Source organism: Mycobacterium sp. NGS24 (assembly GCF_059813065.1).
In genome coordinates, this window is sequence record NZ_JCALDW010000001.1 from 573,782 (window position 1) to 598,094 (window position 24,313).

Consider the following 24,313-nt stretch of genomic DNA (forward strand, 5'->3'; position numbering starts at 1 on the left):
CTGCACCGGCCGGTGCCGCCTGACGCGGTGCGGGCGCGGCCGTAGCGCCGGCCACGGCCGCGGCCCGAACCAGTGCGTAATCAGGCGTTTATCACCTCCCGGCTGTTCTCCTCGGCGATCGACTTGTGGCCATTGCGGAGACCGACGGAAATCTTGCGCGGTTTTGCCCGCTCGGCGACCGGAATGCGCAGCCGCAGCACACCTCCGTCGTAGGAGGCCTCGATCTTTTCGGTGTCGAGGTTGTCACCAAGGACCAGTTGGCGGCTGAAAACTCCGCGCGGCCGCTCGGTGGCGAGCATTTCGCGGCCGGGGTCGAGGCTGGGACGTTCCGCACGCACGGTCACCACGTTGCGTTCGATGTCGATGTCGAGCGAGTCGGCGCTGACGCCGGGAAGGTCGAACTCGACGACGAACTCCTCACCCTCGCGCCAGGCGTCCATCGGCATCACTGCTGGTCGCGCCGCTGTTCCTAGCACCTGCTGGGCGAATCGGTCCAGTTCACGGAACGGGTCAGTACGCATCAGCATGGCGGTCACTCCTTACTCCTGTCTGCTCTGAGCGACTTCACTATCTATGCCAACTGGCATAGATTTTTTATAACACTCTCGATAGTTGTTCGCAAGTATGGTAAACAGGTTTTCTGTGGCGCATGTGAGGGGAATGTGAATGGCCGATCGTGTCGACGTACCGGCACCCGATCACGGTGTATACGGGATATCGGTCGCCGCGGAACTGTCCGGTATCGCCGTGCAGTCGCTGCGCCTCTACGAGCGGTATGGGCTGGTCACGCCAGCCCGCAGTGAGGGCGGAACCCGTCGGTACAGCGGCGCGGACCTGGCCCGACTCAAGCGGATCAGTGCGCTGGTCGAGGCCGGTGTCAATCTGGCCGGTATTGCGCGGATCCTGAGTCTGGAGGACCACAACGCCGAATTGACTGCCGCCAACACGGACTTGCGGTCGGCCAACCGCACGTTGGGCGGCACCGAGTAGAGCGCTCAGGCGACCACACGGAACTCCCTGGCGCTTGAATCGGTGGCATCAGGCAGGTTCATGCCGGCCGCGGCGCCCGAACGCAGGTAGTCGACAACGGCTTCGCTGAGACGTTCGCCGGGCACGACCGCCGGAATGCCCGGCGGGTAAGGGGTGATCTGCTCGGCGGCGATCCGCCCGGCCGCTCTGGCCGCCGGTACCATCTCGGCCGGGCCGAAGAATGCGTCGCGCGGCAGGTGGACCGACTCCAGCTGCAGCTCGTCCGGTGCGGGCAGCCGAATCTGCGGCGGTTCGTCGAAATCAGCTGCGGCGCTGCGCCATTGGGTCATCGCCTGCACAAGTCGCGCAATGGTCCGATGGTCGTCGGCAAAAGACATGGTGGCCAGAATCCGACGGTGATCGCTCATTCCGACGTCGAGGTGGCAGTTTTCCCGCAGCCAGTCGGCGGCCTGATATCCCGATGTCCGAGTTGCGGACACGTCCATCAGCACCTGGGTGGTGTCCAGGTCGTGGGACGCCTCCTTGCCCAGCAACTCGTCCTGGAGCACAGCGAGGTCGGCAATTTCCGACAGCCTGGTCCGCAACACCCGGGCCAGTTCGAGCTCCGCGCTCAACAACTCATGGCCGTGCTCCACCATCTGGCGGCGCCAGCCGTCCAGGGCGGCGTAGACCATCACATTCGGGCTGGTGGTCATCAGCAGGTCGGCGCAGGCCGACAGATGTTTGGCGTCCACCAGGTCGCCCTGCACATGAAAGACCGACCCCTGTTCGAATCCCGCTCCCATCTTGTGCACGCTGACCACACAGACGTCGGCACCGGCGTCCATCGCCCAGGTCGGCAGGTCCTCGTGAAACGGCAGATGAGCCCCCCACGCCTCGTCAACGATCAGCGGCTTGCCGCGGCTGTGGCAGACCTCGGCGATACCGGCGATGTCGGCACAGGTGCCGTACGGACTGGGGCTGACGATCAGCGCGCCGGCGGCATCAGGATGCCGGTCCCAGGCTTCCCGCACCTGTTCCGGCGACGGCGGATGGGACAAGTGGTGGTCGCTGTCCCACCGCGGCGCGATCCACTGCGGCCGGACACCGGAGAAGATCAGGCCCGCAACGATCGACTTGTGACTGTCCCGGGCCACCAGCAAGCCACCGTCGGCACCCCCGGCCACCGCCAGCATCGCCGCCTTCACCGACAGTGAACTGCCGCACGTCGAGAAGAACGCCGAGTCGGCACCCACCGCGTCGGCCATCAATTCTTCTGCGCGGCTGAGGTATTTCCCGCGGCTCAGCCGATCGTCGAGGCCGCCGCTGGCCAGGACGTCGTTGCGGAACGGGTCTTTGCCCATGATCGCCAACACCCGGTCGTCGGCGCCGGCGCCCTGCCGGTGGCCCGGCGGGGTGAAGCCGTAGCGGTGGTAGCGGTGGTAATCATCCAGCGCTTCGAGCAACGGCGCCTGCGACTGATCCATCCCGGCCGGTTACCCGGTGGCGACGACGGCAACTCATCGCGTTTTGCCACCCGACTAGCGGGTATCTGCCCAGGGTGACTGACTCCTTGCCGCCGCTGCGCGCCCTGGGTCTGGTATGCAGCCTCAAACCCAGTCCGGCGGCCTCGAGCAGCGAACTCATCGCCGAACATGTCAGCACGGAATTGGGCGGTGCCGGGGTCGAATGTGAGCTCATTCGTTGTGTCGACCACAACATCGCACCCGGTGTCGAAAGCGACATGGGCGACGGTGACGAGTGGCCGGACATCCGCAAAAAAATTCTGGCCGCCGACATCCTGCTCATCAGCACACCGGTCTGGCTGGGGCATCCGTCAAGCATCACGCAACGCGTGCTGGAGCGGCTCGACGCCGAACTGTCCAATACCGACGACGACGGGACGCCGGCGATGGTCGGCAAAGTGGCGCTGGTCAGCGTGGTCGGCAACGAGGACGGGGCCCACAAGGTCATCGCCGATGTGTTCCAGGGGCTCAACGACATTGGCTTCAGCTTGCCGGCGCAGGCCAGCACCTATTGGAACGGTCGCGCCATGGAAACCGTCGATTACAACGATCTCGACGAGGTGCCCGAAGCGGTGGCGTCGGCCACCGCAGCAGCGGCGCGCAATGCAGTTCATCTGGCGCGGATCCTGAAGCAGCACAACTATCCGTCGTACGGTTCATGACTGGAATGGGTGACGCGGCGGAAGCGTCAAAGGGAGCGAAATGGCTGAGATAACCGAGGCAGGCGTTGCCGTCGTCGACAAGGTGCGCCAGGAAGCCGATGCCTATCGTGGCGCCGAATCCCGGCCGATGGCCGGATACGTCGCATCGATGGCGCTGTACTGCCTGGTGGTGAGCGTGGCGACGGTGGCGGCCAGGGTGACCGGCCGGGGGTTGCCGAAGCGTTGGCATCCGCAAGACCTGGTGCTGGTGACGATCGGTACCCACAAGCTGTCCAGGACAATCGCCAAAGACGCGGTGACGAGCCCGCTCCGGGCGCCGTTCACCCGCTACCAGGGCGCCGCAGGCCCGGCTGAGGTGAAAGAAGAAGCGCGGCACGACAGCACTTTTCGGCACACCATGGGCGAATTGCTGACCTGCCCGTTCTGCCTCGACATGTGGGTCGCCACCGGCTTCGCGTTCGGTCTGGTGTTTGCGCCCAGGTTCACCCGCCTGATGGCCGGCACGTTCACCGCGCTGGCGGGAGCCGATTTTCTGCAGCTTGGCTACGCTGCCGCCCAGCAGCGTGCTGAGAGTTCTTGAGCCGGAACAGATTTGGAGCGCTGAGATGCCGAAGACCACCAAGGGCGGCGCGGCGAAGAAAGACGAACTGCCCGCGACGTTGCGCCGGTCGAGCGCGAAGGCGCAGCGCACCTTCGCCAAGGCCCACGACGCGGCCGCCGAACAGTACGACAGCGCTGAGCGAGCCCACCGGGTCGCCTACGCCGCGGTCAAGCACAGCTACGAAAAGGTCGGCGACCATTGGGAAGCCAAAGATCAACGCGGTCCGTCCGACGACCGCGCCGAGCGCGGGGGGCTCGACAACCCGCTGCCCTCAGACGAGGGTGTGGACGCCAACGCCAGCAAGAAGCACCTGCTCGATATCGCCCGTCGTCTCGACGTGCCCGGCCGGTCCCGGATGACGAAAGCCGAACTGGTGGAAGCGATCAAGAAGGCGAATCGCCGCGCCACTTCGCGCCGGTGAGGCTGCCGGACGATGGCGGCGCCGGCTGCGTCGGGCGGCCGAGCTGGCGTGCCGGGTCTGAGCGCGCAGGTTTCGGTCCAACCAGCCTGGGTAGTCGAAAAATGTGACCCACCAAGGAGCGCCCATGAGTCTGCAACAACGCGAGGCGACCCACCACGTCGCTGACCCGCCCGTTTCTCCGTCGGACGGCAACCGTTCGCGTCGCGGGTTGGTGAACTGGGTGCTGGCGTTGCTGACCGTGCCCGCGGCGGCTCTGATCATGATCTTCGCCGTCGGTGCGGCAATGAGCGTGGCCGCCTGCAGCGCGGCGCACTGCCCGAATCTGGGACCCAGCGGACTGCTGTACGGCGTGCTTTTCTACGGCGCGCCGGTGGTGGCCGCGCTGACGGTCGTCGTCTCCTTCTTCACCGCATTCCGCCGGCGTGGCCACCTGGTTCCGCTGGCCGGACTCGCGTTGCTACTCATCGACTTCGCCGCCATCGCGATCATCTTCTGATCACCTTGTCCAGCAACGAGAATCAGGCAAATCCCGCCGTCCTGTTCGATATCGACGGCACCCTGGTGGACTCCAACTACCTGCATGTACAAGCCTGGCAGCGGGCTTTCGCCGAACTCGGCGTCGATGCCGAGATGTGGCGCGTGCACCGGTCCATCGGGATGGACGGCACGACTCTGGTGAAGTCGTTCTCCGAGGGCGAGTCAGATGATGTGCAGTCGAAATTGAAGGATCTCCACTCTCAGTACTACAAAGAGTCTGCATCACTGCTGCAGCCACTACCGGGGGCCCGCGAACTGCTACAACGGGTGGCTGACCTGGGCTTGCAAGTGGTTCTGGCGACGTCAGCGCCGCCGGACGAGCTGTCGCTACTCCGCGAGGTGCTCGACTGCGACGACGTGGTCGCCGCAGTCACCTCCGCAGATGATGTCGACACCGCCAAACCCAAACCCGACATTGTCAACGTGGCACTCGACAAGGCCGGCGTTACCGCCGAACGCGCTGTCTTCGTCGGAGACGCCGTCTGGGATGCCGAGGCGTGCGTACGCGCCGAAGTGCCGATCATCGGCGTTCTCAGCGGGGGTGTGTCCCGAGGCGAGCTTGAAAATGCTGGTGCGATAGCAGTTTTCGAGAATGCTGCCGAGCTGCTGGAACATCTCGACGACACTCCGATAGGACGGCTCGGCACACGCCGGTCCTAGCGGTCCCGGCAAGGAGCACACGAGAATGGGCCCAGTCGTGGACTGGGCCCATTCTTGTGAGAGAAAACTACTGGTTGGCCTTCTGGCGCTGCTCTGCAGCCTCGGCACCACCGCGGGCGGCTTCGGCCTCGGCCTCTTTCTTCGCGGCGTCGCGCTGGGCGTCGGCTTTGTCCTGCTGAGCCTGGCCTTCACGCTTGACGTCGTCGCGGCCGGTGACGGCGCCGATGACTTCCTTCGCCTTGCCCTTTACGCCCTCGACGACACCCTCGACTGCCTCTTGGGGTCCACTCTTCTCGGCCATGTATTCCTCCTGTTGCTCACTTGCGTGCATGGCGACTTCGCGCTGATCGTCGATTGCGCTCGGTCAACAGGTTCCGGACCGCGTGCTCTCCCGCACTTGTCTGTCCGATTTCTTCCCCTGCATCAAGGGGTGTTTCCGCGTGCCGGAGGTATCAAACCTGTGGCCTGTGTCACCCACGCGTGCAACGCGTCGCAGGACCGCAGGTCCACGCGCTCCGTGCGGGCCTGACCAGGCGGTGCCGGCCAGGCGCGCGTCTGCGCGAATTACTCTCTGCCTGAGCGGAATATACGCGTCACTGTTTCCGAGTGCTCCGGTGTGGCAGGAACTCCTGTGCTTTGATCTTGATGCCTTCTTTGATGATGCCGATGGCGTCCTCGTCGCCGCGCAACACCGCGCCGGCGGCGCTCTTCATCTGCTCGAAGGTCGCGTGCGGCGGCACCGGCGGGATGTCCGGGTCGCAGTGCACGTCCAGTACGGTAGGGCGGTCGGAGTGCAGCGCCCTATCCCAAGCGGCGGAAATCTGCTCCGGATCGGTCAGGGTGGCATGGCCCAACCCCAGACTCGCGGCGAAGCCGGCATAGTCGACGTCGGGAAGTGTCTGGGATTCCGGGAACTTCGGCGCGCCGCCCATGGCGCGCATCTCCCAGGTCACCTGGTTCAGGTCGTTGTTGTGCAGCACCGCGATCACCAGTCGCGGGTCCTGCCACTGGTGCCAGTAGTGCGCGATCGTGATCAGTTCGCCCATCCCGTTCATCTGCATGGCGCCGTCGCCGGCGAACGCAATCACCGGCCGGTCCGGCTGACAGAATTTTGCACCGATGGCGTAGGGGACCGCCGGGCCCATGGTGGCTAGTGTGCCGGACAACGATCCACGCATCGTGCCGCGCAACTTCAGTTGGCGCGCATACCAATTCGCTGCGGAGCCGGAGTCCGCGGTGACGATCGCATCGTCGGGCAGCAGCGGGGACAGCTCGGCGAACAGCCGCATCGGGTTGATCGGATCGGCGGCGACATCGGCTTCCATCGCCATGGTTTCCCACCACCGCGCCACATTGCGCTCGATCGTGTCGCGCCAGGTCCGGTCGGATCTGCGTCGCAGCAGCGGCAACAGCGCGCGGACCGTGGCGGCGGCGTCACCGACCAGGTTCACCTCGTTGGGATAGCGCATTCCGATCAACGTCGGATCGATGTCGATCTGCACGCCACGCGCTTTGCCGTACTCCGGCAGGAACTGCGAGTAGGGGAAGCTCGACCCGATGGTGATCAGGGTGTCGCAGTCCCGCATCATCTCATAGCTCGGGCGGGTGCCCAGCAGGCCGATCGCCCCAGTCACCCAAGGCAATTCGTCGGAAAGTACGTCCTTGCCCAGCAGCGCCTTGGCAACCCCGGCGCCCAGCACATCGGCGAGCTCGCTGACCTCTGCCACCGCATCGCGTGCACCGCAACCGATCAACATCGCCACCCGCTCGCCCGCGTTCAACACGTCGGCAGCTTGCCGCAGGCCCTCGTGCGACGGTTCGACCACGGGTTGCTCGAATCCCAGACTGGACGGCACCATCTTGAACTCGTGGGTCGGCGCCGAATACTCGAGCTCCTGCACGTCGGCGGGAATGATCAGCGCGGTCGGCGTCCGGCGGGTCAGGGCGGTACGGATAGCGCGGTCCAGCACGTTGGGCAATTGCTCGGGCACCGTGACCATCTGCACGTAATCACTGGCAACGTCCTTGAAGAGGCTCATCAAGTCAACCTCTTGCTGATAAGAACCCCCGATCGCCGAGCGGTTGGTCTGACCGACGATGGCCAGCACCGGCACCCGGTCGAGCTTCGCGTCGTAGAGGCCGTTGAGCAGGTGGATCGCGCCGGGCCCGGAGGTGGCCGCGCACACCCCCAGCCCACCACCGAATTTCGCGTACCCGACCGCCTCGAACGCGGCCATCTCCTCATGTCGGGCCTGGATGAAAGCCGGATCGTTCTTGGCGCGCCCCCAGGCCGCGAGCAGACCGTTGATGCCGTCACCGGGGTATCCGAAGACCTTGGTGACACCCCATACCCGCAGACGCTGCAGCAGATAATCGCCTACTTCCATGGCAGCCATCGACGGCCCTCCCTCGTTCGCATTGTGGTCGCGGTTACCCACTTGGCGACGTTGTAGACGCGCTCGGGTTGTTTCGACCCACGGATTGGCGGGAAATCACTGGCCTCTCCGGGCCACGAAAGTGAAGAACATGGTTGTAATCGACGCCGTCGCGAAGTTCGTGAATTTCTTGCGGGCCGGCTACCCCACAGGAGTGCCGGCAACCGACACATTCCCGGTATTGGCGGTACTGCCGCACCGACCGGCCTATCCGGAGTTGGCGCGACTCGGCTCAGCAGATCGCACCACCGCGGCCACCGCATAGGGACGCCACCCCGCGCCGGTCGGCGATCGAGCTGTCAGCGGTCGCCGGCAGACTCGTTCTGCAGACCTGAATCCTGAGGCACGGCCGCGCGACTCGCCGTCGCCGGACACAACGCGACCAGGGTCAAGCCGCAGGCGAATACGAGCACGGTCAGCCCGGGGAGATGGCCGTCGGGTGCAAAGCCCAAGGCGGCCAGGAACGCCAGGGCGTACGCCGCGGCCGCGGTGCCGGTGAACATCGTCGCTTCGGTCCACCGTGGCGCGACCGGCAGCCCGAAGCTGGGCAACGGCGCGGCGAAAACCTGCCGGCCCCACCACAACACGAGCAGCTCTAGGGCGGTGACCAGGCCGAGCACGGCCCACCATTCCAGCCGCGCCAACCACCACCCGGCGGTTCCTTCAGGCGGCTGGGGCAACAACCCCGCCGGGTAGGCGATGACCGCCACGATCACCACGGGCAGCATGTGCCACAGGTACAAGGCCATCACGTTGGTGTTGGCCACCGCCAGGGCGCGGCGTACGAACCGTCCCCCCAGCACGCGGTGCAGCGCCGGCGCCACCGCCACCGCGATCCCGGCCTGCATGCACCCGAACGCCAGCATCGCCATCGATGGGGGTGTGGTGTTCTGGATGGCCTGACCCGGAACACCGATCATGCTCACCGGGTACGGGCCGGGCCAGATCAGCAACATCAGCGCCACCGCCGACCCGACGGCCAGCAGTATCGCGCGGCGGCCACTCAATGACCCGGCACGCCAAGCTATTCCGAGCTGGTACAGCGCGGCCCAGCACAGCAGGTAATTCAGCCAGCCCAGCCAGGACACCTGCCCGGCGAGCGAGATCACGTCGACGAGCACCACCGCTACGCCCAGGATGGCCGGGGCCCACAGGCCGCAACGTCGCTGGGCGGCAATCGCAATCGGCGTCAGCGACACCACCACCACGTAGACCGCGAGGAACCACAGGTGCATGGCCACCGCCCAGCTGGCGTACTCCAGCACCGCCCCGGCGACACCGGTGTAATCCAGGATCGCCACCGCGGTGGACACCAGCGCGACGTACACGGCGGTCGGTCCGAGGACGCGCGCCAGCCGACGCCGCAGCCACACCTGACGCGACATGCTGTCCCCGTCGTAACGGTGTTTCCAGGACACCGCGCCGGCGTAACCGGCCACCAGGAAGAACACCGGGACCGCCTGGAAGATCCAGGTCAGCCATTGCGTCCAGGGCAGGTCGAGAAGTGGATTCTGCCGACCGAACTGGCCGTCGTGGTAGGTGATCGCCGCGGCGAGCCAGTGCCCCAGCACGATGAGGACCACACCGGACACGCGGTAGTAGTCCACTGCCAGGTCGCGCTCTTTGTCGTCGTGCATTAGCGCGAGAGTACGCGTCCGGGGTTGCCGCAACGGCACGCAGCCAACGACCGCGCGGCACAGCTGAAGTGCTTCGGCGGCGACTAGATTCTGCACACCAGAGCCGCTGCGCGCACGTCGTCGCCCACGGTGAAATGCATGCGCACGGTGTCGCCGCTGGGCTGCCAGCGGATGATCAAGTTCTCGCCGTACTTGATGGGGCGGCGGTATTCGAGCACCGCGCGGTAAGGTCGCTGCTCCAGTTCGGGTACGCGGCCGAGTATTTCGTGTACGCCGTGCCAGTAGACCGTGTTGTTGACGTGCTCGAAGAGGTCGATGTCGGTGCGGCGCAACGGAAACGGGACTTCCCGCGCATCCTCGATCGGTGCGGTGAGCCACGGCCGCCACTTGAGTCGGTGCTCATCTGTGGTGCTGCCGAACCGCTGAACGGCGCCGTCGCTGAGCCGCGAGGGGGTCAGAGTGTCCTTGTTCATGCAGATCCAGAAGCCCGTGGTCTCGATGCGACCGCGCTCGGCGCCCAGCAGCTGCACCCGCATGTCGCACCATCTGCTGGAGAGTCCCGCACACCACCGGCGGAAGGTGATGTCGCTGGGTATCTCGAGGGGCTCGAACACGTCGATCACCGTGCGCAGCACGATCCAGTGCGGGTGGACTTCGGCCAGCTGCGCATCGGCGAGATGCTCGGCACCGACCTCCTGGATGTAGCGCGCGACGCCGTCCAGACGCAGCCTGCGGTGCTCGTCGATGTCGGATGTGCCCAGCCGCCAGCCGGTGCGATACACGTATCCCTGGTCGGGCACCTCGACCAGCGGTGCGTCCAGCTCGGCATTGTCGGGCACGGCTGCTCCGCTAGGCATCGCTGAGCAGCTTCTCCAACTGCTCAGCGGCCGTGTTGAGTTTCGACTGGAACATCGACACCACCCGATCGCGTACCCGTGGCTTGTGCGACAACGGCGGCAGCAGCTCGGCGAGCAGATTCAGTCGCGCGGCACTCAGCCAATCGGTCAGGTCCGGATCGTCGAGCCAGCGGGCGAAATTACGCAGATCGGAACGGGTCAGACGCAGCCAGTCCACATCGCGGTCCGGATGCGGAATCGGTTCGCACAGCTCGTTTTTCACCGCATCCTCGGCGTAGGCGACCTCGACATGGGCGGTGAACGCGGCACTGAACACCTGCTGGCACCCGCGCACCGCCTGCAGCGTCAGCTGACTGCCGTCGAAAACCGCGGTGGCGGGCCGCTCGGGCGCACCGTCGGCCGTGCAGTCGATGTAGAGCGTCGACGGTGTCGAGGTGACGGAACCCTGGTCCAGCACGATTTCGGTCGGCTCGATGCGTTGGACGTGCCCCAGCCTGACCACGTCCTCGATCCGGCGGAGTTGCTCGAACTCCGGCTGCGACACCGTCGCGCAGCGGTACATCCGCGGGCGTACCGCAGCGTCGAGTCGCAGCAGGGTACCGGCCGCCTCCAGCCTGTCGAACAGATCCTCGATCGATGTCGCGGCCTCGATCGCTTCCAGTTGTGCGCCGTAGTTGTCCCGGAACTGCTTGATGAACGACGGTCCCGGTTGCAGCGTGGCCCGGTCCATCAGCCAGGAGTCGCGGGGCTTGATCCAGGTCAGCCGCTCGGCGCCGATACCGTGCCGCAGCAGCCACAAACAGACGTCCATGCCGGTCTTGCCGGCGCCGACGATCACGTACCGGTCCCGGGCGCCGAACCGGGGCAACTCGTTGGGCGGCACACAGTCGATGCCCGGAGCCACGGCGTAGGGCGCCGGGCGCATGGATGGCACCACCGCGCGCAGGTAGGTGGCATCCACGACGCGCCGCGTCACGTTGACGCTGTACTCAACACCCGCCAGGGTGCGGAAACGGTTGTCGCCCAGATATTCGCTCATCGGGAAGTACTCGACCCGCCCGGTAGGCAGGAACTGCTGTTGCATCACGGCATCGAAATACGCGCAGACTTCGCCAACGGGGGCAAGCTCATTGAGTCCCTGATTCCACCCGACACCGTCGATGGTGTTGTTGCCCAACGTCCTTGAATTCACCCCGTAGTAGGCCGACGGCTGGTGCAGGCGCACGAAGGGATACGCGGTAGTCCAGTGCCCGCCCGGCTGGTGTGCTCTGTCGACGATGACCACGCGGGCCTGCGACTCGGTGATCAGCGTGTCGGTGAACGCCATTCCCATAGCTCCGGCACCGATCACCAGGTAGTCGGTGTCCAGAGTCTGGACAGTCACTGGGTGCCTTCTTCTCTCATCGGTTCTCCTGTTGCCGCACGGTCAAGATGGCCGTTGCGCCACGATAGCGTGGCCACCGGGTAGGTTTGCGCAGATGGGCGCCGATCTCACCGTCGCAATCGCAGACGGCGTCGCGCTGCTGACCCTGAACCGACCGGAACGCCGCAACGCCTATACCGCGGAGATGGGTGCATTGCTCAACCAGGCGTACCGGCAGTGCGACGACGACGACGCGGTACGCGCGATCGTGCTGACCGGGGCCGGGGAGGCCTTTTGCGCCGGTGCCGACTTCGCCGCCGAAGCAGATCCGTTCAACGCGCCGTCCGGCCAGGCGTTCACCGCGTCACCGACCGACCCCGCGGCCTTCGAACTGCGCACCCCGGTGATCGCTGCGGTCAACGGGCACGCGATCGGAATCGGCCTCACCATTGCGCTGCAGACCGACATCCGGATCGTGGCCGAAGACGCCAAATATGCTGTGGCACAGGTACGTCGCGGCGTCATACCGGATTGCATGGCGCACTGGACACTGCCGCACCTGGTGGGTGGGGCAGTGGCGGCGGATCTGTTGCTGACCGGACGGAGCTTCGGCGGGGCCGAGGCGGTGGCGATGGGACTCGCCGTACGCGCGCTGCCGAGCGAACAAGTGCTCGACAATGCCATGGCGGTGGCCCATGACATCGCCGTCAATGTGGCGCCGATGTCGGCCGCGCTGAGCAAGCGACTGCTGTGGGACACCATGATCAACGGCTATCCACCCCGCCGGGTGGCGGACCTGGAAACGCGCCTGCATCACCGGGTGATGGGCAGCGCGGACTCCCGCGAGGGCGTAGCGGCGTTTCGGGGACGCCGCGCCCCGCACTGGACGACTTCGGTAGCGGGGCAGTGGCAGCCGTTGCCGGCGGAGGGCGAAGGGATGAACCGTTGACAAGTCTGCGGAGTCGGGCGCTGCCGGCGCTGCTTCGCTGGACGGGTCGGACGCGCGCCTATGCGAGCGTGGCGGCGGCGCACGCGCATATCGAACACTGCGCCCAGCACCGGCAGCTCTTCGGTCCGCCGCCGCGGTTGCGGCGCGATGTGGCGTTGGCGTTCGAGCGCGGGACGGGTTGGCCGATCTACACGCTGACGCCCAAGAAGCGCAAGACCGGCCCGCCCGAACGGACCGTCGTCTATCTGCACGGTGGCGCCTGGGTGAACGAAATCGCAAGCCAGCATTGGCGATTGGCCGCACAGATCGCCGCCGAATCCGAGGCGGAAGTGATCGTTCCCATCTACCCGCTGGTGCCGTTCGCCACCGCCGGCGACGTGGTACCAGTGATTGTGGACATGGTGCGCACGAGTGTGGCGCGGGGGCAGAGCGTAGGGCTGGCCGGCGACTCCGCGGGCGGGCAGATCGCGTTGTCGACGGCGCTGTCACTGCGTGACGATCACGATGTCGTCGTCCCGCAGACGGTGCTGATCTCACCGGTGGTCGACCTGTCACTGTCCAATCCGCTCATCGATTCGGTCGACGACCCGTGGTTGCGTCGCGATGCCCTGCACGTGTTCGCTGAGCGGTGGCGTGGCGAGCTGCCGGTGGATGATCCGCGGGTCAGTCCGCTGGCGGCCGACCTCAGCGGACTGGGTCCGCTGACGATTTTCAGCGGCACCCGTGACATCCTGCACCCCGACGCCCGAGCTTTGGTCGACAAGGCCACCGCCGCAGGCATATCCGTCGACTACCACGAACAAGACGGGTTACTGCACGTCTACCCGCTGACACCGACGCCCGAAGGTCGCACCGCGCGGGCCGTCATCGTGGAGCGGCTGGGGCGAACGTGAGCGCCGACGAGCAGTACTACGACCTCGGTTCCTACCGCCGCCGGGTCGAGACCGCATCTCCGTCCGCGCAGCTCTGGTTCGATCGTGGCCTGGTGTGGGCCTACGCGTTCAACCATGAGGAGGCCATTGCCTGCTTCGAACGCGCCCTGCACGCAGACCCGGATCTGGCCATCGCCCGGTGGGGCATCGCCTACGCGGTGGGCCCCAACTACAACAAAGCCTGGGCGGCTTTCGATCCCGTCGATCTGACCTCCTCGCTGGCCCGCGCCCGCGCTGAACTTGCGCTGGCCGCCGCCGGTCGCGGCAGCCCCGTCGAGCAGGACCTGATCGCCGCACTGCGGACCCGATTTCCCGTCGAGGACCCCGCGGACACCGCACTGCTGGACGCTGCTCTCGATGCGTACGCCGATGCGATGACAGCGCTGGCCGCGAGCTACCCCGACGACCTCGACGTGCAGGCCCTCGCCGCCGACGCACTGCTCAACGTCACTGCATGGGCGTTATGGGACACCGCTTCCGGTGAGCCGGCCGCCGGTTCGCGGGTGGTCGAGGCCCGAGCGATCCTCGAACGGGCAATGGCCGAGCCGGCAGGCCGTACCCACCCCGGCATCCTGCACCTGTATCTGCACGCGATGGAGATGTCGGCGACGCCGGAGGTGGCGCTGCCGGCCGCCGACGCGTTGCGCGGCCTGGTGCCCGATGCCGGACATCTGCAGCACATGCCCAGCCACATCGACGTGCTGTGCGGTGACTACGGCAGTTCGATCGACGCCAACCGTGCTGCGGTGCAGGCGGATCGACGTTTCCTCGACCGCGCGGGCCCGCTGAATTTCTACTCGTTGTACCGTGCGCACGATCTGCACTTCATCGTGTATTCCGCGATGTTCCAGGGACAGTCGCGCATCGCGCTGCAAGCTGCCGACGAGCTCGCCGGGCAGCTGACACCCGAGCTGCTGTCGATCCAGTCCCCGCCGATGGCCGACTGGCTGGAGGCATTCGTGCCGCTGCGCACTCATGTCCTGGTCCGATTCGGTCGCTGGGCGGAGTTGGCCGCGCAGGCGCTACCGCCGGACCCGCAGCTGTACTGCACCACCGCCGCAACCGTGCACTACGGTCGCGGTGTCGCGCTGGCCGCCACCGGCCAGATCGCACAGGCCGAGAAGGCGCGCGTGGCCTTCGCCGATGCGTATCAGCGCATACCGGAGACGCGGTACTTGTTCAACAACACCAGCCGCGACATCCTCGCGGTGGCCGCCGCCATGCTTGACGGTGAAATCGCCTATCGGGCAGGTTCTTTCGACGAGGCTTTCGCACACCTGAGACGCGCCGTCGAACTCGATGACGCACTACCCTACGACGAGCCGTGGGGCTGGATGCAGCCCACCCGGCACGCCTATGGGGCACTGCTGTTGGAGCAGGACCACGTGGCCGAGGCGGCCGCGGTGTACGCCGCTGATCTGGGCTTCGACCCGACGCTGGCCCGGTGTTGTCAGCATCCCGGCAACGTGTGGAGCCTGCACGGTTACCACGAATGCCTGAAACGGTTGGGGCGCAACGACGAAGCCGTCATCATCGGTCAGCAACTCAGGCTCGCCGCAGCGCGCGCCGACGTACCGATTCGCGCGTCGTGCGCGTGCCGACTCGACGCTAGCAGCGTGACAGGGCGACACCGTCGTTGATCATGGATCGCGCACCCGTGCCGACGGTTGCCGGCCCAACGTCGTGTGGTTCTGGATGTCGCCGACGCAGCGTTCCACGCCCACGTAGGTAGAACTCATCGCCGGGGTCTGCGAAAGCGGATCGACCGGTTCGCCGTCGATCAGCAGGTTGCGGTTCACCCCGAATGATTGCGGCGCGTCGCGGCCGTGCGGGTCGAAGACCCGCGAACCCCAGCCGTGGTCTAGCACAATCAAGCCGCGCCGCGGCCGATCGCTCAGCGACGCGGTGGCCCGCACCTCGCCGACCGGCGAATACACCCGCACCAGGTCGCCGTCGCGGACACCGAGGACGGCGGCGTCGGCCGGGTGGATGAGCACTGCGCTGCCCTTGCCGCCGGGATGCAGGCCGGGCAGGTCGTTGAGAAACGAGTTCATGGAGTGCCGGTGCCGGCGGTTACCCAGCTGGAACGGGTAGTCGGACGGCGCCTCGGGTGGCGGACTGGCCAGCAACTCGCGGGTGCGGGTTACGAACTCCGGTGGCGCCACCTGGACACGTTTGTCGGCGGTGCGCAAGGCAGCCGAGAAGTGGCCGTACTCCCGCGGGCCGAGCACCATGCCATGCGGGTGAGCCAGCAAGTCGCGCCATTTCAGCTTGCGGCCGTTCACCTTTCGCGACATCACGACGATCAGTCGGTTGATCCAGTGCGGGGAGAAGGCCAGCGTGGGCCGTCGGACGGCGTGGGCCAGCCGTCGGCTCGTCTTGACGAACGCGTTGACGCCCTTGACGCCGAACAGGGGGACGTCCATGGCCAGCGCCAGGTCGACGAAGACGCGCCACTCCTCCCGTGCGGCCGGGGGCGGATCGACCGCACGCACGCCGTACTGCACGTAGGGCTCGTCGTGCAGATTGCTGGTCAACGCCAGCAGGTCGTCGCGCTCCAGCCAGTGCACCGCGGGCAGTAACCAGTGCGCGTGCCGGTGACTTTCACGCTGCACAAAGTCGATCGCCACCAAGAGGTCGAGTTGAGCCAGCGCCTGGTCGAGCGCCGCACCGTCGGGACCGGAGACCACCGGATTGCCGGAATTGATCACCAGGGCGCGGATCTGCCCGGGCCCCGGGGTGGTGATTTCGGCCGGCAGTTCGCTCAGCGCGTGCGCCCCGGCCACCATGGCGCGACCGGCCAGTCGACTGCGGTGCCCCGAGGGTTTGGCGGTGGCGGCCAGCTGCAACGCGTCGATGTAACCCGGTTCGAAACGCCGGCCACCCGGCCGGTCCATCCGCCCGGTGATCACGTTGAGCACCTGGCCCAGCCATTCACCGACGGTGCCGGACACGTGCAGCGAGATCCCGGTGCGCGTCACCGCCATCGCCGCGGCGGCTCCCGCGAATTCCCTTGCCGTGCACTCGATCTGCATGCGCGGTATGCCGCAGCGTTGAGCCAGGTCGTCGAGGTCTGCCTCAGTCACCAGTGCCCGCAGCGCGGGCAACCCGCTGGTGATTCGTGCGCAGTCGAGGCAGTGGTGCAGATCCTCCTCGAGGATCACCTTCACCATGCCCAGCAGCAGTGCCCAGTCCTGGCCGGGACGCACGGCGAGATGGACGTCGGCCTTGTCGGCGGACTCGGTGCGCAACGGATCGACGACGACGATCTTGGCGCCCGACCGTTGGCGCGCCAGCGCGCGCTTCCAGCCGCCGGGGGCGCTTTCCACCCAATTCCACGCGCTCACTGCGGGATTGGCGCCGACGAGCAGGAAGTAGTCGCAGTGGTCGATATCGGAGACCGGCACCATGATCGACGAGCCGTACATCGCCTCGGCCACCACGTGCAGCGCATTCTGGTCGACCGAGCCCACCGCGTAGCGATTCTGGGTGCCGACGGCGTCCAGCCAGCCGTTCATGAAGATCAGATTCGACGACGAATATCCGGCGGGGTTGCCGTAGTACGCGCCGATGGCGTCGGGTCCGTCGGCGTCGATCAGCGCGGTCATCCGGGTCGCGATGTCGGCGATGGCCTCGTCCCAGGAGGCCGCCACATATCGGTCCCCCACGCGCCGCATCGGAGCGAGGATCCGGCGCGGGTGTTCGACGAGTTGGGCGGCGTTGCGACCCTTGGCGCAGAAGTCCTGCCAACTATGCGGATTCTGCTTGTCGGCCGCGATCTTGACCACCCGGTTGTCCTCGACGCTGACCTCGATCCCGCACGAGGCCAGGCAATACCGGCAGAAGGTGAAGACGGTCCGCGTACCGGCAGTTCGGTCGGGCGGATCCATCGTTTGAGCGTGACACTTCAGCCCGATTTTGTATAGTTCGGCGCTGTACAGTCGCTCAGCATTGCTGTTACAGTCCGCAGCCAGGAGAGGCGGAAGACCATGACTGAGCGACTACGGGACATCCGGGAGCTGGCCGACGACTCCGACGCTTACCGCGACGAGCTGTACCGGCGCTGGACCGGCCTGCTCAGTTACCGCTACATCGGGCGCAAGCACTCCTCCATGGACCTCGGCGAGGTCGACAACACGGTCACCATCCGCCGCGACATGCGCAATGAGGCGGGCGGCATTCTCGTTGCGCCGCTTGCTATCTCGTCGCCGGAGGGGTGTCAGACCGACATGGTGGCGGTGCCCAACCCGGTGATCGCCTCGGTGCAGATCGTCGATCCCGGCTTCGATGTGTCCCGCATCGAGATCGTCGATTCGGGCATCGTGCACCAGGGGCGCACCATGGGTTACGGCCGGTGCAAAATCGTCGATGCCGACAACCCCGACCGGGTGATCGCGTTCAACGAGGGGCAGGGCGCGATCATCGGTATTCCGCCGAAAGGCCTTGACCGGATGGATGTTTCGGGCACCGAGTTGGTTATCGAGGACTCACCCGACCTGCCGCCGCTGTGGGATGCGTTCGGCGCCGGCAAGCGTCCCGACGGTCACTGGGTGCTTCCCGCCCTCAGCGCCGAATTCGCCTCGCCCGATGCGGCGCTGCACATCGGGCCTCAACATGTCGTCCTCGAGACCGCAGCGACCGACCTCGCTGCCGAGGTTGCCGGTACGCGGAGACTTCAGGTCGTCAGCTGGCACGTGATGTTTATGTCGCGGGGCAAAGTAGGGCCATTCCGGGTCGACGGCAGCGCGCACCCGGGCGGACCCGGACGAGTCGGTGTGCGGATGTTGCTGCACGACGAGGGGAACGGGGATAAGGCCGTCACCTCGGCCGCAGCGGTCTTCGACGTACTCGGCTGTGCCGATTCCGCGGAAACGAGCCGCATAGCTCCGTGATGTTCTAGGGTCCGGTGATGCCGCGCGAAGGTGACCTACCGAGCGCCGACCACGAACTGTCATTGGGGGAGACGACCTGATGGACTTTCCGATGTTGCCACCGGAAGTCAACTCGCTGCGCATGTTTCTCGGAGCCGGGTCCGAGCCGCTGCTGGCCGCGGCGGCGGCTTGGGACGGTCTGGCCGAGGAGCTCAGCGCTGCGGCCACGTCGTTCGGTTCGGTGACTGCCGGACTCGTCGATTCGGCGTGGCAAGGTCCGGCCGCCGCGGCGATGACGGCTGCGGCGTCGCCGTATGCAGGATGGCTGAGCGCGGCGGCGGCCCATGCGCAGGGTGCGGGCGGACAGGCCAGGGCGATCGCCACCGCGTTCGAGGCCGCTCGGTCGGCCATTGTGCATCCGGCGGAGATCGCGCTCAACCGCTCGCAGCTGGTGGCGCTGGTGCGCTCAAACCTGTTCGGCCTCAACGCTCCTGCGATTGCGGCGGCCGAGGCGGTCTATGAGCAGATGTGGGCTCGCGACGTCAGCGCCATGGTGAGCTACTACGGCGGAGCGGCGTCGGCAGCGGCGCAGTTGACCCCCTGGCAGCTGCTGCAAGAGGCCCCGGCCATCAATCTCGGCATCGGCAACCTCGGCAAACTCAACCTCGGCAACGGCAACAACGGTTTGGCCAACCTCGGCAACGGCAACCTCGGCAACCAAAACGTCGGCAGCGGCAACTACGGAGATTCCAACCTCGGCGGCGGCAACAGCGGCGATCAGAACATCGGCGGCGGCAACCTCGGCAACCAGAATTTCGGCGTCGGAAACCGCGGCAACGCGAACCTCGGCGCGGGGAACTACGGTAACGAAAACCTCGGAAACGGCAACCGCGGCATCGGAAATCACGGGCTGGCCAACATCGGCAACCACAATGTGGGGTTGGCGAACACCGGCAGCGGCAACCAGGGCCTGGCGAACACCGGCAATGGCAACGTGGGGCTGTGGAACACCGGTAACGGCAACATCGGCATCGGGCTCACCGGTGACAACCAGATCGGCATCGGCGGATTGAACTCCGGCAGTGGCAATGTCGGATTGTTCAGTTCGGGCACGTCGAACGCGGGGTTCTTCAATTCGGGCACCGAGAACGCCGGTTTGTTCAACGCCGGTTCCAAGAACTGGGGCCTGGCCAACAGCGGCGAGGTGAACACCGGCTTCGGCAACTCCGGCGCGTCATCGACCGGCTTTTTCAATTCCGCCACCTCGAACACCGGCTTCGCCAACTCCGACAATTTCAACACCGGGAACTTCAATTCCGGCATCGGCAACACCGGAAGCTTCAACGCGGGCATCTATAACACGGGTAGCTCCAACGCCGCCGGCTTCAACACCGGCTTCGGCAACTCCGGTGCCAGCAACACCGGGCTGTGGAACTCGGGCAGTGTGCAGACCGGCGTCGGATCGACGGTGGCCGGCACCGGCTCCAGCTCCGGCTGGTTCAACAGCGGGGTCGGCAGCTCCGGCTTCTACAACTCCGGCAGTGGTGCCTCAGGGTTCCAGAACACCGACTCCAACGCATCGGGAGTGCGCAACACGGCCCCGGCGTCGGGCTACCAGAACGACAGCGGTTCGTCCTCGGGTGTGTTGAACACCGGCTTCCTGTTCATGTCCGGCTTGGGCAATTCGGGCTTCGGCAACTCCGGTGTCTACAACGTGGGTACCTTCGTGGCCGGTTTGTTCCGCCAGTAGCTCCCGTCCGATCAGACGCCCGCCAAGGCGTCCTGTTCGGTCCGCTCTCCGGACTTCTTGGGCCAGGGCGCGGGCACCGGGCGCTGGCGGACTCGTTGCGGCCACCAGAACCATTTGCCCAGCAGCGCAGCGATCGACGGGGTCATCAGCGACCGAACGATCAACGTGTCGAACAACAAACCGAGTCCGATGGTCGTGCCGACCTGGCCGATCACCGTGAGCTCGCTGACCGCCATCGTCATCATCGTGAACGCGAACACCAACCCCGCCGAGGTGACCACCGAACCGGTGCCGCCCATCGCCCGGATGATCCCGGTGTTCAGACCGGCATGGATCTCTTCTTTGAAACGCGACACCAGCAGCAGGTTGTAGTCGGCTCCCACGGCCAGCAGGATGATCACCGACATCGCCAGCACCATCCAGTGCAGTTCAATGCCGAGCAGGTGCTGCCAGATGAGCACTGACAGCCCGAAAGACGCGCCGAGAGAAAGCAATACGGTGCCCACGATGACCGCTGAGGCCACCACGCTGCGGGTCAGGATCAGCATGATGATGAAAATCAGGCACATGGACGCGATTCCGGCGATCAGCAGGTCGTAGTTGCTGCCGTCCCGCATGTCCTTGAAGGTGGCCGCGGTGCCACCGAGCATGATCTTGGAGCCCTCCATCGGGGTGCCCTTGAGCGCCTCGTAGGCGGCCTTCTTGATCGTGTCGATGTGCGAAATGCCTTCCGCGGACATCGGATCGCCGTCGTGACTGATGATGAAGCGCACGGCGTGGCCGTCGGGGGAGATGAAGTTCTTCATGCCCTTCTTGAACTCGGGGTTGTCGAACGTCTCCGGCGGCAGGTAGAAGGAGTCGTCGTTCTTCGACGCATCGAAGGCCCGGCCCATGGCGGACGAGTCGCGCTGTGCCCGCTGCTGCTGCTCCAGCAGACCTTTCTGGGTCGAATACATGGTCAGCATCATGGTTTTCATGTTCTTCATGTTCTGGATCATCTCGGGCATCAGCGCGTTCATCCGCGGCATCAGTGTGTCCAGATGTTCCATGACCGGGATCAGGCTCTGGATGTCATCGGTCATCGTGTCGATGCCGTCCAGGGCGTCGAACACCGACCGCAACGAGAAGCACACCGGAATGTCGTAGCAGTGTTTCTCCCAGTAGAAGTACGAGCGGATGGGTCGGAAGAAGTCCTCGAAATTGGCCATGTGGTCGCGTAATTCGGCGACGTCCATGGTCATGCTCTTCATCTTGGCGACCATCACGTGCATGTCGTTGGTCATCTGCTGGGTGATGTCCTGCATCTGCACCATGCTGTTGATGGTCGTCTGCATCTCCTCGGACTGCTTGAGCATGTCCGCGATCTGATCTTCCTGGTACTTCTGGGTCATCTGCTGGCTGACGCCCTGCATGCTGATCTGGAACGGGATCGAGGTGTGCTCGATCGGGGTTCCCTCGGGGCGGGTAATGGCCTGGACCCGGCTGATGCCGGGTACCCGGAAGATCGACTTGGCGATCTTGTCGATGACCAGGAAGTCCGCGGAATTGCGCAGATCGTGGTCACTTTCGATCATCAGCAACTCGGGATTCATCCGGGCCTTGGAGAAGTGCCGATCGGCGGCCGCATAGCCCGCATTCGCCGGCAGGTCGGCGGGCAGGTAATTGCGGTCGTTGTAGTTGGTCCGGTAGCCGGGCAGGGTGAGCAGACCGACCAGCGCGACGCCGATCGTCACGACCAGGACCGGGCCGGGCCAGCGGACGACGAGCGCGCCGATCTTGCGCCAACCGCGAATACGCTGGGCGCGTTTGGGTTCCAGGGTCTGCCGGAAGCGCGACGCCACCGATATGACGGCGGGACCCAGGGTCAACGCCGCCAACACCACCACGACCATGCCGATGGCCAGCGGGACGCCCAGGGTCTGGAAGTAGGGCAGATTGGTGAAGTGCAGGCAGAACGTCGCGCCGGCAATGGTCAGGCCGGAGCCGAGCACCACGTGTGCGGTGCCGTGAAACATGGTGTAGTAGGCGTCTTCTCGTGATTCACCGACTGCTCTGGCTTCTTGATATCGCCCGATCAGGAAGATCGCATAGTCAGTGGCCGCCGCGATCGCCAACGTCACCAGCAGGTTGCACGCGAATGTGGACAGCCCGATGATCTTGTAGTAGCCCAAAAATGCGACCGCGCCGCGAGCGGCGGCCAACTCGAAGACCACCATCATCAACGTGAGCAGCACCGTGACGATGGAGCGGTAGACCATCAACAGCATGGCGATGATGACGACGAAGGTCGCCATGGTGATCACCTGCAGGCTGCGGTCGCCGGCGAGGTGTTGGTCGGCTTCCAACGCCGATGGCCCGGTCACGTAGGCCTTGACCCCCTGGGGTGGGGTGGTGTGCTTGACGATGGTCTGGACGGCCTCGACGGAGTCGTTGGCCTTGGTCTCACCCATGTTCCCGACGAGGTAGACCTGGACGTAGGCGGCCTTCCCGTCGTTGCTCTGTGCGCCGGCACCGGTGAGCGGATCGCTCCAGAAGTCTTGAACGTGCTCGACGTGCGCGGTGTCGGCCTCGAGCTTTTTGACTATCTGGTCGTAGTAGGCGTGCGCTTCGGCGCCCAGCGCGTTCTGGCCCTCCAGGACGATCATCACCGAACTGTTGGACTTGTACTCCTTGAACACCTCGCCGACGCGCTTGGTCGCGATCACCGATTGCGCGTCGTCCGGGCTCATCGAGACCGAACGCAGCTTGCCGACCTCGTCGAGCTGGGGGACGACGACGTTGAGCAGCGCGATCAGCGCGAGCCATCCCAGGATGATCAGCACGGCGAATTTGCGGATGAAGTGCGGAATCGCCTCGCGGGCCGCGTGTTTGGCGACGGGCAACGAATCGGTGGGCGCGTCTTGCAGAGTAGTGCTCATGCTGATTTCACCAAGCAGGAAGTCAGGGCGTGCACGCCGTTGGATGTTTGTTCGTCTTTGACTTCGTCGTCGACGGTGATACGACAGCCCAGGAAATCGCCGTCACTTTGCGCCGAGATGTTCGGAAAGACCGAGGGTGCGGTGGTGCTGAGCACCAGTGTCCAGGGCAGGGGAGCGCCGTCCAGCCGCTGCGGCTCGGCGCTGAGATCGAGGTAGTTGACGTTGGCGCGGGTCGCCGAGCCGAAGATCTCGTACTTGACGACCTTGGGCTTGAAGGGCTTGGAGTCGTCAACCTTTGCGCTGGTCAGGTCATCTTGCTGGTCGGCGTTGTAGAACGACTTGACCCGGGTCACCGCGAAGCCCCCGATAACCACGACTGCCACGATCAGCAGCGGCAACCAGGCGTTGCGCACGATCTTTGCCATCTGCACCTACGTGAGCCTTTCCTGGTCACACGACGAATTGCCTTGCATCACAAGCGATTATGGGTCGCGCGAGTTACGCAGCCCGAGGTGGCCCGATGCGATAGTAAGACGAGCTAACCGGACCACCTGTACATCATCTGCATATTTTGCAGAGTATGCAACTTTCTGTAATCCCGGTCACGCTCTCACTGCGTGAAGATGCTGTTGACCAGCGCGGCAGCACGTTCGACATAGGGCATCGGCGTGTCACCGGCGTCCTCGGGTTCGCTGCTCGACCATCTTTCGATGCCCGAGCGCACCGCCGTCAACGCTAGCGCGGAGATCAGGGCGGAGACTTCGTCGTCGGAGGGCATGCCTTGGCGTTTGGCGACGATCTCGGTCAATTGCGTCTGGAAACGCTCCAGGTCGGCAAGGAACGCCGCCAGCACCGCGGGCGTGGTTTTTGCCAGGTCGAGCATGCAGACGGCCTGCTCACGCTCCGGTGGCATGTCGCGAAGATGGTGGGCCGCCAGAGTGATCAGTTCGGCCAGCACCACGTGGAGGGGCGCGGGTCCGGCTGCGACGAACTCGTCGGCCAATTCCGGCGGCAGGTCCGACGGGCCGTAGGCGATCGCGGCTTCCTTATTGGGGAAGTAGTTGAAGAAGGTGCGGGTGGAAATTCCGGCCTGAGTGCAGATTTCCTCGATGGTGACTCGGTCCCAGCCGCGGACCTGCGCCAAGCGCACCGCAGCCCCGCGGATGTCCGCGCTGGTCTGTCGGCGTCGTCGCTCGCGGAGGCTCAACTGATTGGCCATAGCTTC

At 65.6% G+C, this 24,313-nt stretch carries 23 protein-coding genes; 12 read left to right on the top strand and 11 right to left on the bottom strand.

What is annotated here, in order from left to right; translation table 11 throughout:
- Positions 1–80: 80 nt before the first annotated feature.
- Positions 81–527 carry an Hsp20/alpha crystallin family protein gene (locus AC5Y6Y_RS02610; RefSeq protein ID WP_499926407.1) on the bottom strand — a complete coding sequence of 149 codons (447 nt, stop codon included), beginning with the start codon at positions 525–527 and terminating at the stop codon, positions 81–83.
- Positions 528–666: 139 nt separating this feature from the next.
- Between AC5Y6Y_RS02610 and AC5Y6Y_RS02615 the strand changes: the two genes are divergently transcribed.
- Positions 667–990: a MerR family transcriptional regulator gene (locus AC5Y6Y_RS02615; RefSeq protein WP_463824351.1), complete on the top strand. Its 324-nt coding sequence runs from the start codon at positions 667–669 to the stop codon at positions 988–990.
- A gap of 5 nt (positions 991–995) precedes the next feature.
- Here AC5Y6Y_RS02615 and AC5Y6Y_RS02620 read toward each other — a convergent pair whose 3' ends face one another.
- Positions 996–2,456 carry an aminotransferase class I/II-fold pyridoxal phosphate-dependent enzyme gene (locus AC5Y6Y_RS02620; RefSeq protein ID WP_499929254.1) on the bottom strand — a complete coding sequence of 487 codons (1,461 nt, stop codon included), beginning with the start codon at positions 2,454–2,456 and terminating at the stop codon, positions 996–998.
- A gap of 74 nt (positions 2,457–2,530) precedes the next feature.
- Here AC5Y6Y_RS02620 and AC5Y6Y_RS02625 point away from each other — a divergent pair, with 74 nt between their 5' ends.
- The 5 genes from AC5Y6Y_RS02625 (at position 2,531) to AC5Y6Y_RS02645 (ending at position 5,376) form a co-directional block, all read left to right on the top strand.
- Positions 2,531–3,157 (top strand): flavodoxin family protein, encoded by a 627-nt coding sequence (locus AC5Y6Y_RS02625; protein ID WP_463824349.1) that lies wholly within the window; start codon positions 2,531–2,533, stop codon positions 3,155–3,157.
- A 40-nt stretch (positions 3,158–3,197) separates the two neighbouring features.
- Positions 3,198–3,737, top strand: a complete 540-nt coding sequence (locus AC5Y6Y_RS02630) for a DUF1360 domain-containing protein (protein ID WP_463824348.1) — start codon at positions 3,198–3,200, stop codon at positions 3,735–3,737.
- 25 nt (positions 3,738–3,762) lie between these two features.
- A complete protein-coding gene (locus AC5Y6Y_RS02635; RefSeq protein WP_463824347.1) occupies positions 3,763–4,179 on the top strand; it encodes a ChaB family protein in 417 nt (138 codons plus the stop codon).
- A 124-nt stretch (positions 4,180–4,303) separates the two neighbouring features.
- Positions 4,304–4,675, top strand: a complete 372-nt coding sequence (locus AC5Y6Y_RS02640; RefSeq protein WP_463824346.1) for a hypothetical protein — start codon at positions 4,304–4,306, stop codon at positions 4,673–4,675.
- A gap of 5 nt (positions 4,676–4,680) precedes the next feature.
- Positions 4,681–5,376: an HAD family hydrolase gene (locus AC5Y6Y_RS02645; RefSeq protein WP_463824345.1), complete on the top strand. Its 696-nt coding sequence runs from the start codon at positions 4,681–4,683 to the stop codon at positions 5,374–5,376.
- A 67-nt stretch (positions 5,377–5,443) separates the two neighbouring features.
- Here the strand turns inward: AC5Y6Y_RS02645 and mbp1 are convergent, their stop codons facing one another.
- Positions 5,444–5,677, bottom strand: coding sequence for a microaggregate-binding protein 1 (gene mbp1 / locus AC5Y6Y_RS02650; protein ID WP_463824344.1), 234 nt, complete (start codon positions 5,675–5,677; stop codon positions 5,444–5,446).
- A gap of 292 nt (positions 5,678–5,969) precedes the next feature.
- On the bottom strand, positions 5,970–7,772 hold the full coding sequence (locus AC5Y6Y_RS02655) for a thiamine pyrophosphate-requiring protein (RefSeq protein WP_499929258.1): 1,803 nt from the start codon (positions 7,770–7,772) through the stop codon (positions 5,970–5,972).
- Positions 7,773–7,902: 130 nt separating this feature from the next.
- Between AC5Y6Y_RS02655 and AC5Y6Y_RS02660 the strand changes: the two genes are divergently transcribed.
- Positions 7,903–8,076, top strand: coding sequence for a DUF3349 domain-containing protein (locus AC5Y6Y_RS02660; RefSeq protein ID WP_463824342.1), 174 nt, complete (start codon positions 7,903–7,905; stop codon positions 8,074–8,076).
- A 34-nt stretch (positions 8,077–8,110) separates the two neighbouring features.
- On the opposite strand, the gene AC5Y6Y_RS02665 is transcribed toward AC5Y6Y_RS02660, so the two are convergent.
- The 3 genes from AC5Y6Y_RS02665 to AC5Y6Y_RS02675 form a co-directional block, all read right to left on the bottom strand.
- Positions 8,111–9,448 carry an acyltransferase family protein gene (locus AC5Y6Y_RS02665; protein WP_499929259.1) on the bottom strand — a complete coding sequence of 446 codons (1,338 nt, stop codon included), beginning with the start codon at positions 9,446–9,448 and terminating at the stop codon, positions 8,111–8,113.
- A gap of 83 nt (positions 9,449–9,531) precedes the next feature.
- Entirely contained in the window at positions 9,532–10,305 is a 774-nt protein-coding gene (locus AC5Y6Y_RS02670; RefSeq protein ID WP_499929261.1) for an acyl-[acyl-carrier-protein] thioesterase, read from the bottom strand.
- Positions 10,298–11,689, bottom strand: coding sequence for an NAD(P)-binding protein (locus tag AC5Y6Y_RS02675; protein WP_499929263.1), 1,392 nt, complete (start codon positions 11,687–11,689; stop codon positions 10,298–10,300). The genes AC5Y6Y_RS02670 and AC5Y6Y_RS02675 overlap by 8 nt, the downstream gene beginning before the upstream one ends.
- A gap of 94 nt (positions 11,690–11,783) precedes the next feature.
- Between AC5Y6Y_RS02675 and AC5Y6Y_RS02680 the strand changes: the two genes are divergently transcribed.
- From AC5Y6Y_RS02680 to AC5Y6Y_RS02690, 3 genes are read left to right on the top strand one after another with little or no spacing between them, the layout of a single operon-like run.
- Positions 11,784–12,617: an enoyl-CoA hydratase/isomerase family protein gene (locus AC5Y6Y_RS02680; RefSeq protein ID WP_499929265.1), complete on the top strand. Its 834-nt coding sequence runs from the start codon at positions 11,784–11,786 to the stop codon at positions 12,615–12,617.
- Positions 12,614–13,510, top strand: a complete 897-nt coding sequence (locus AC5Y6Y_RS02685) for an alpha/beta hydrolase (RefSeq protein WP_499926227.1) — start codon at positions 12,614–12,616, stop codon at positions 13,508–13,510. The genes AC5Y6Y_RS02680 and AC5Y6Y_RS02685 overlap by 4 nt, the downstream gene beginning before the upstream one ends.
- Complete coding sequence (locus tag AC5Y6Y_RS02690) at positions 13,507–15,189, top strand: tetratricopeptide repeat protein (RefSeq protein WP_499926229.1); 1,683 nt, start codon at positions 13,507–13,509, stop codon at positions 15,187–15,189. Before AC5Y6Y_RS02685 ends, AC5Y6Y_RS02690 begins: the two co-directional genes overlap by 4 nt.
- Here the strand turns inward: AC5Y6Y_RS02690 and AC5Y6Y_RS02695 are convergent, their stop codons facing one another.
- Positions 15,190–17,439 (bottom strand): molybdopterin-containing oxidoreductase family protein, encoded by a 2,250-nt coding sequence (locus tag AC5Y6Y_RS02695; protein ID WP_499929267.1) that lies wholly within the window; start codon positions 17,437–17,439, stop codon positions 15,190–15,192.
- A gap of 99 nt (positions 17,440–17,538) precedes the next feature.
- Between AC5Y6Y_RS02695 and AC5Y6Y_RS02700 the strand changes: the two genes are divergently transcribed.
- On the top strand, positions 17,539–18,441 hold the full coding sequence (locus AC5Y6Y_RS02700) for a hypothetical protein (RefSeq protein WP_499926233.1): 903 nt from the start codon (positions 17,539–17,541) through the stop codon (positions 18,439–18,441).
- A gap of 79 nt (positions 18,442–18,520) precedes the next feature.
- Positions 18,521–20,170 (top strand): PPE family protein, encoded by a 1,650-nt coding sequence (locus AC5Y6Y_RS02705; protein ID WP_499929269.1) that lies wholly within the window; start codon positions 18,521–18,523, stop codon positions 20,168–20,170.
- 11 nt (positions 20,171–20,181) lie between these two features.
- On the opposite strand, the gene AC5Y6Y_RS02710 is transcribed toward AC5Y6Y_RS02705, so the two are convergent.
- The 3 genes from AC5Y6Y_RS02710 to AC5Y6Y_RS02720 form a co-directional block, all read right to left on the bottom strand.
- On the bottom strand, positions 20,182–23,088 hold the full coding sequence (locus tag AC5Y6Y_RS02710) for an MMPL/RND family transporter (protein WP_499929271.1): 2,907 nt from the start codon (positions 23,086–23,088) through the stop codon (positions 20,182–20,184).
- Positions 23,085–23,513 carry an MmpS family transport accessory protein gene (locus AC5Y6Y_RS02715; RefSeq protein WP_499929273.1) on the bottom strand — a complete coding sequence of 143 codons (429 nt, stop codon included), beginning with the start codon at positions 23,511–23,513 and terminating at the stop codon, positions 23,085–23,087. The genes AC5Y6Y_RS02710 and AC5Y6Y_RS02715 overlap by 4 nt, the downstream gene beginning before the upstream one ends.
- Before the next feature lie 185 nt (positions 23,514–23,698).
- Positions 23,699–24,307, bottom strand: a complete 609-nt coding sequence (locus AC5Y6Y_RS02720; protein WP_463824330.1) for a TetR family transcriptional regulator — start codon at positions 24,305–24,307, stop codon at positions 23,699–23,701.
- Positions 24,308–24,313 lie beyond the last annotated feature (6 nt).

What these genes read in the sequence shown, in the direction of transcription:
- AC5Y6Y_RS02705 (WP_499929269.1), top strand. Translation starts at nt 18,521, where the DNA reads ATGGACTTTCCGATGTTGCCACCGGAAGTCAACTCGCTGCGCATGTTT.
- AC5Y6Y_RS02715 (WP_499929273.1), bottom strand. Translation starts at nt 23,513, where the DNA reads ATGGCAAAGATCGTGCGCAACGCCTGGTTGCCGCTGCTGATCGTGGCA.
- AC5Y6Y_RS02610 (WP_499926407.1), bottom strand. Translation starts at nt 527, where the DNA reads ATGCTGATGCGTACTGACCCGTTCCGTGAACTGGACCGATTCGCCCAG.
- AC5Y6Y_RS02720 (WP_463824330.1), bottom strand. Translation starts at nt 24,307, where the DNA reads ATGGCCAATCAGTTGAGCCTCCGCGAGCGACGACGCCGACAGACCAGC.
- AC5Y6Y_RS02635 (WP_463824347.1), top strand. Translation starts at nt 3,763, where the DNA reads ATGCCGAAGACCACCAAGGGCGGCGCGGCGAAGAAAGACGAACTGCCC.
- AC5Y6Y_RS02640 (WP_463824346.1), top strand. Translation starts at nt 4,304, where the DNA reads ATGAGTCTGCAACAACGCGAGGCGACCCACCACGTCGCTGACCCGCCC.
- AC5Y6Y_RS02660 (WP_463824342.1), top strand. Translation starts at nt 7,903, where the DNA reads ATGGTTGTAATCGACGCCGTCGCGAAGTTCGTGAATTTCTTGCGGGCC.
- AC5Y6Y_RS02700 (WP_499926233.1), top strand. Translation starts at nt 17,539, where the DNA reads ATGACTGAGCGACTACGGGACATCCGGGAGCTGGCCGACGACTCCGAC.
- AC5Y6Y_RS02665 (WP_499929259.1), bottom strand. Translation starts at nt 9,448, where the DNA reads ATGCACGACGACAAAGAGCGCGACCTGGCAGTGGACTACTACCGCGTG.
- AC5Y6Y_RS02710 (WP_499929271.1), bottom strand. Translation starts at nt 23,088, where the DNA reads ATGAGCACTACTCTGCAAGACGCGCCCACCGATTCGTTGCCCGTCGCC.
- AC5Y6Y_RS02680 (WP_499929265.1), top strand. Translation starts at nt 11,784, where the DNA reads ATGGGCGCCGATCTCACCGTCGCAATCGCAGACGGCGTCGCGCTGCTG.
- AC5Y6Y_RS02655 (WP_499929258.1), bottom strand. Translation starts at nt 7,772, where the DNA reads ATGGCTGCCATGGAAGTAGGCGATTATCTGCTGCAGCGTCTGCGGGTA.
- AC5Y6Y_RS02670 (WP_499929261.1), bottom strand. Translation starts at nt 10,305, where the DNA reads ATGCCTAGCGGAGCAGCCGTGCCCGACAATGCCGAGCTGGACGCACCG.
- AC5Y6Y_RS02620 (WP_499929254.1), bottom strand. Translation starts at nt 2,456, where the DNA reads ATGGATCAGTCGCAGGCGCCGTTGCTCGAAGCGCTGGATGATTACCAC.
- AC5Y6Y_RS02630 (WP_463824348.1), top strand. Translation starts at nt 3,198, where the DNA reads ATGGCTGAGATAACCGAGGCAGGCGTTGCCGTCGTCGACAAGGTGCGC.
- AC5Y6Y_RS02615 (WP_463824351.1), top strand. Translation starts at nt 667, where the DNA reads ATGGCCGATCGTGTCGACGTACCGGCACCCGATCACGGTGTATACGGG.
- AC5Y6Y_RS02695 (WP_499929267.1), bottom strand. Translation starts at nt 17,439, where the DNA reads ATGGATCCGCCCGACCGAACTGCCGGTACGCGGACCGTCTTCACCTTC.
- mbp1 (WP_463824344.1), bottom strand. Translation starts at nt 5,677, where the DNA reads ATGGCCGAGAAGAGTGGACCCCAAGAGGCAGTCGAGGGTGTCGTCGAG.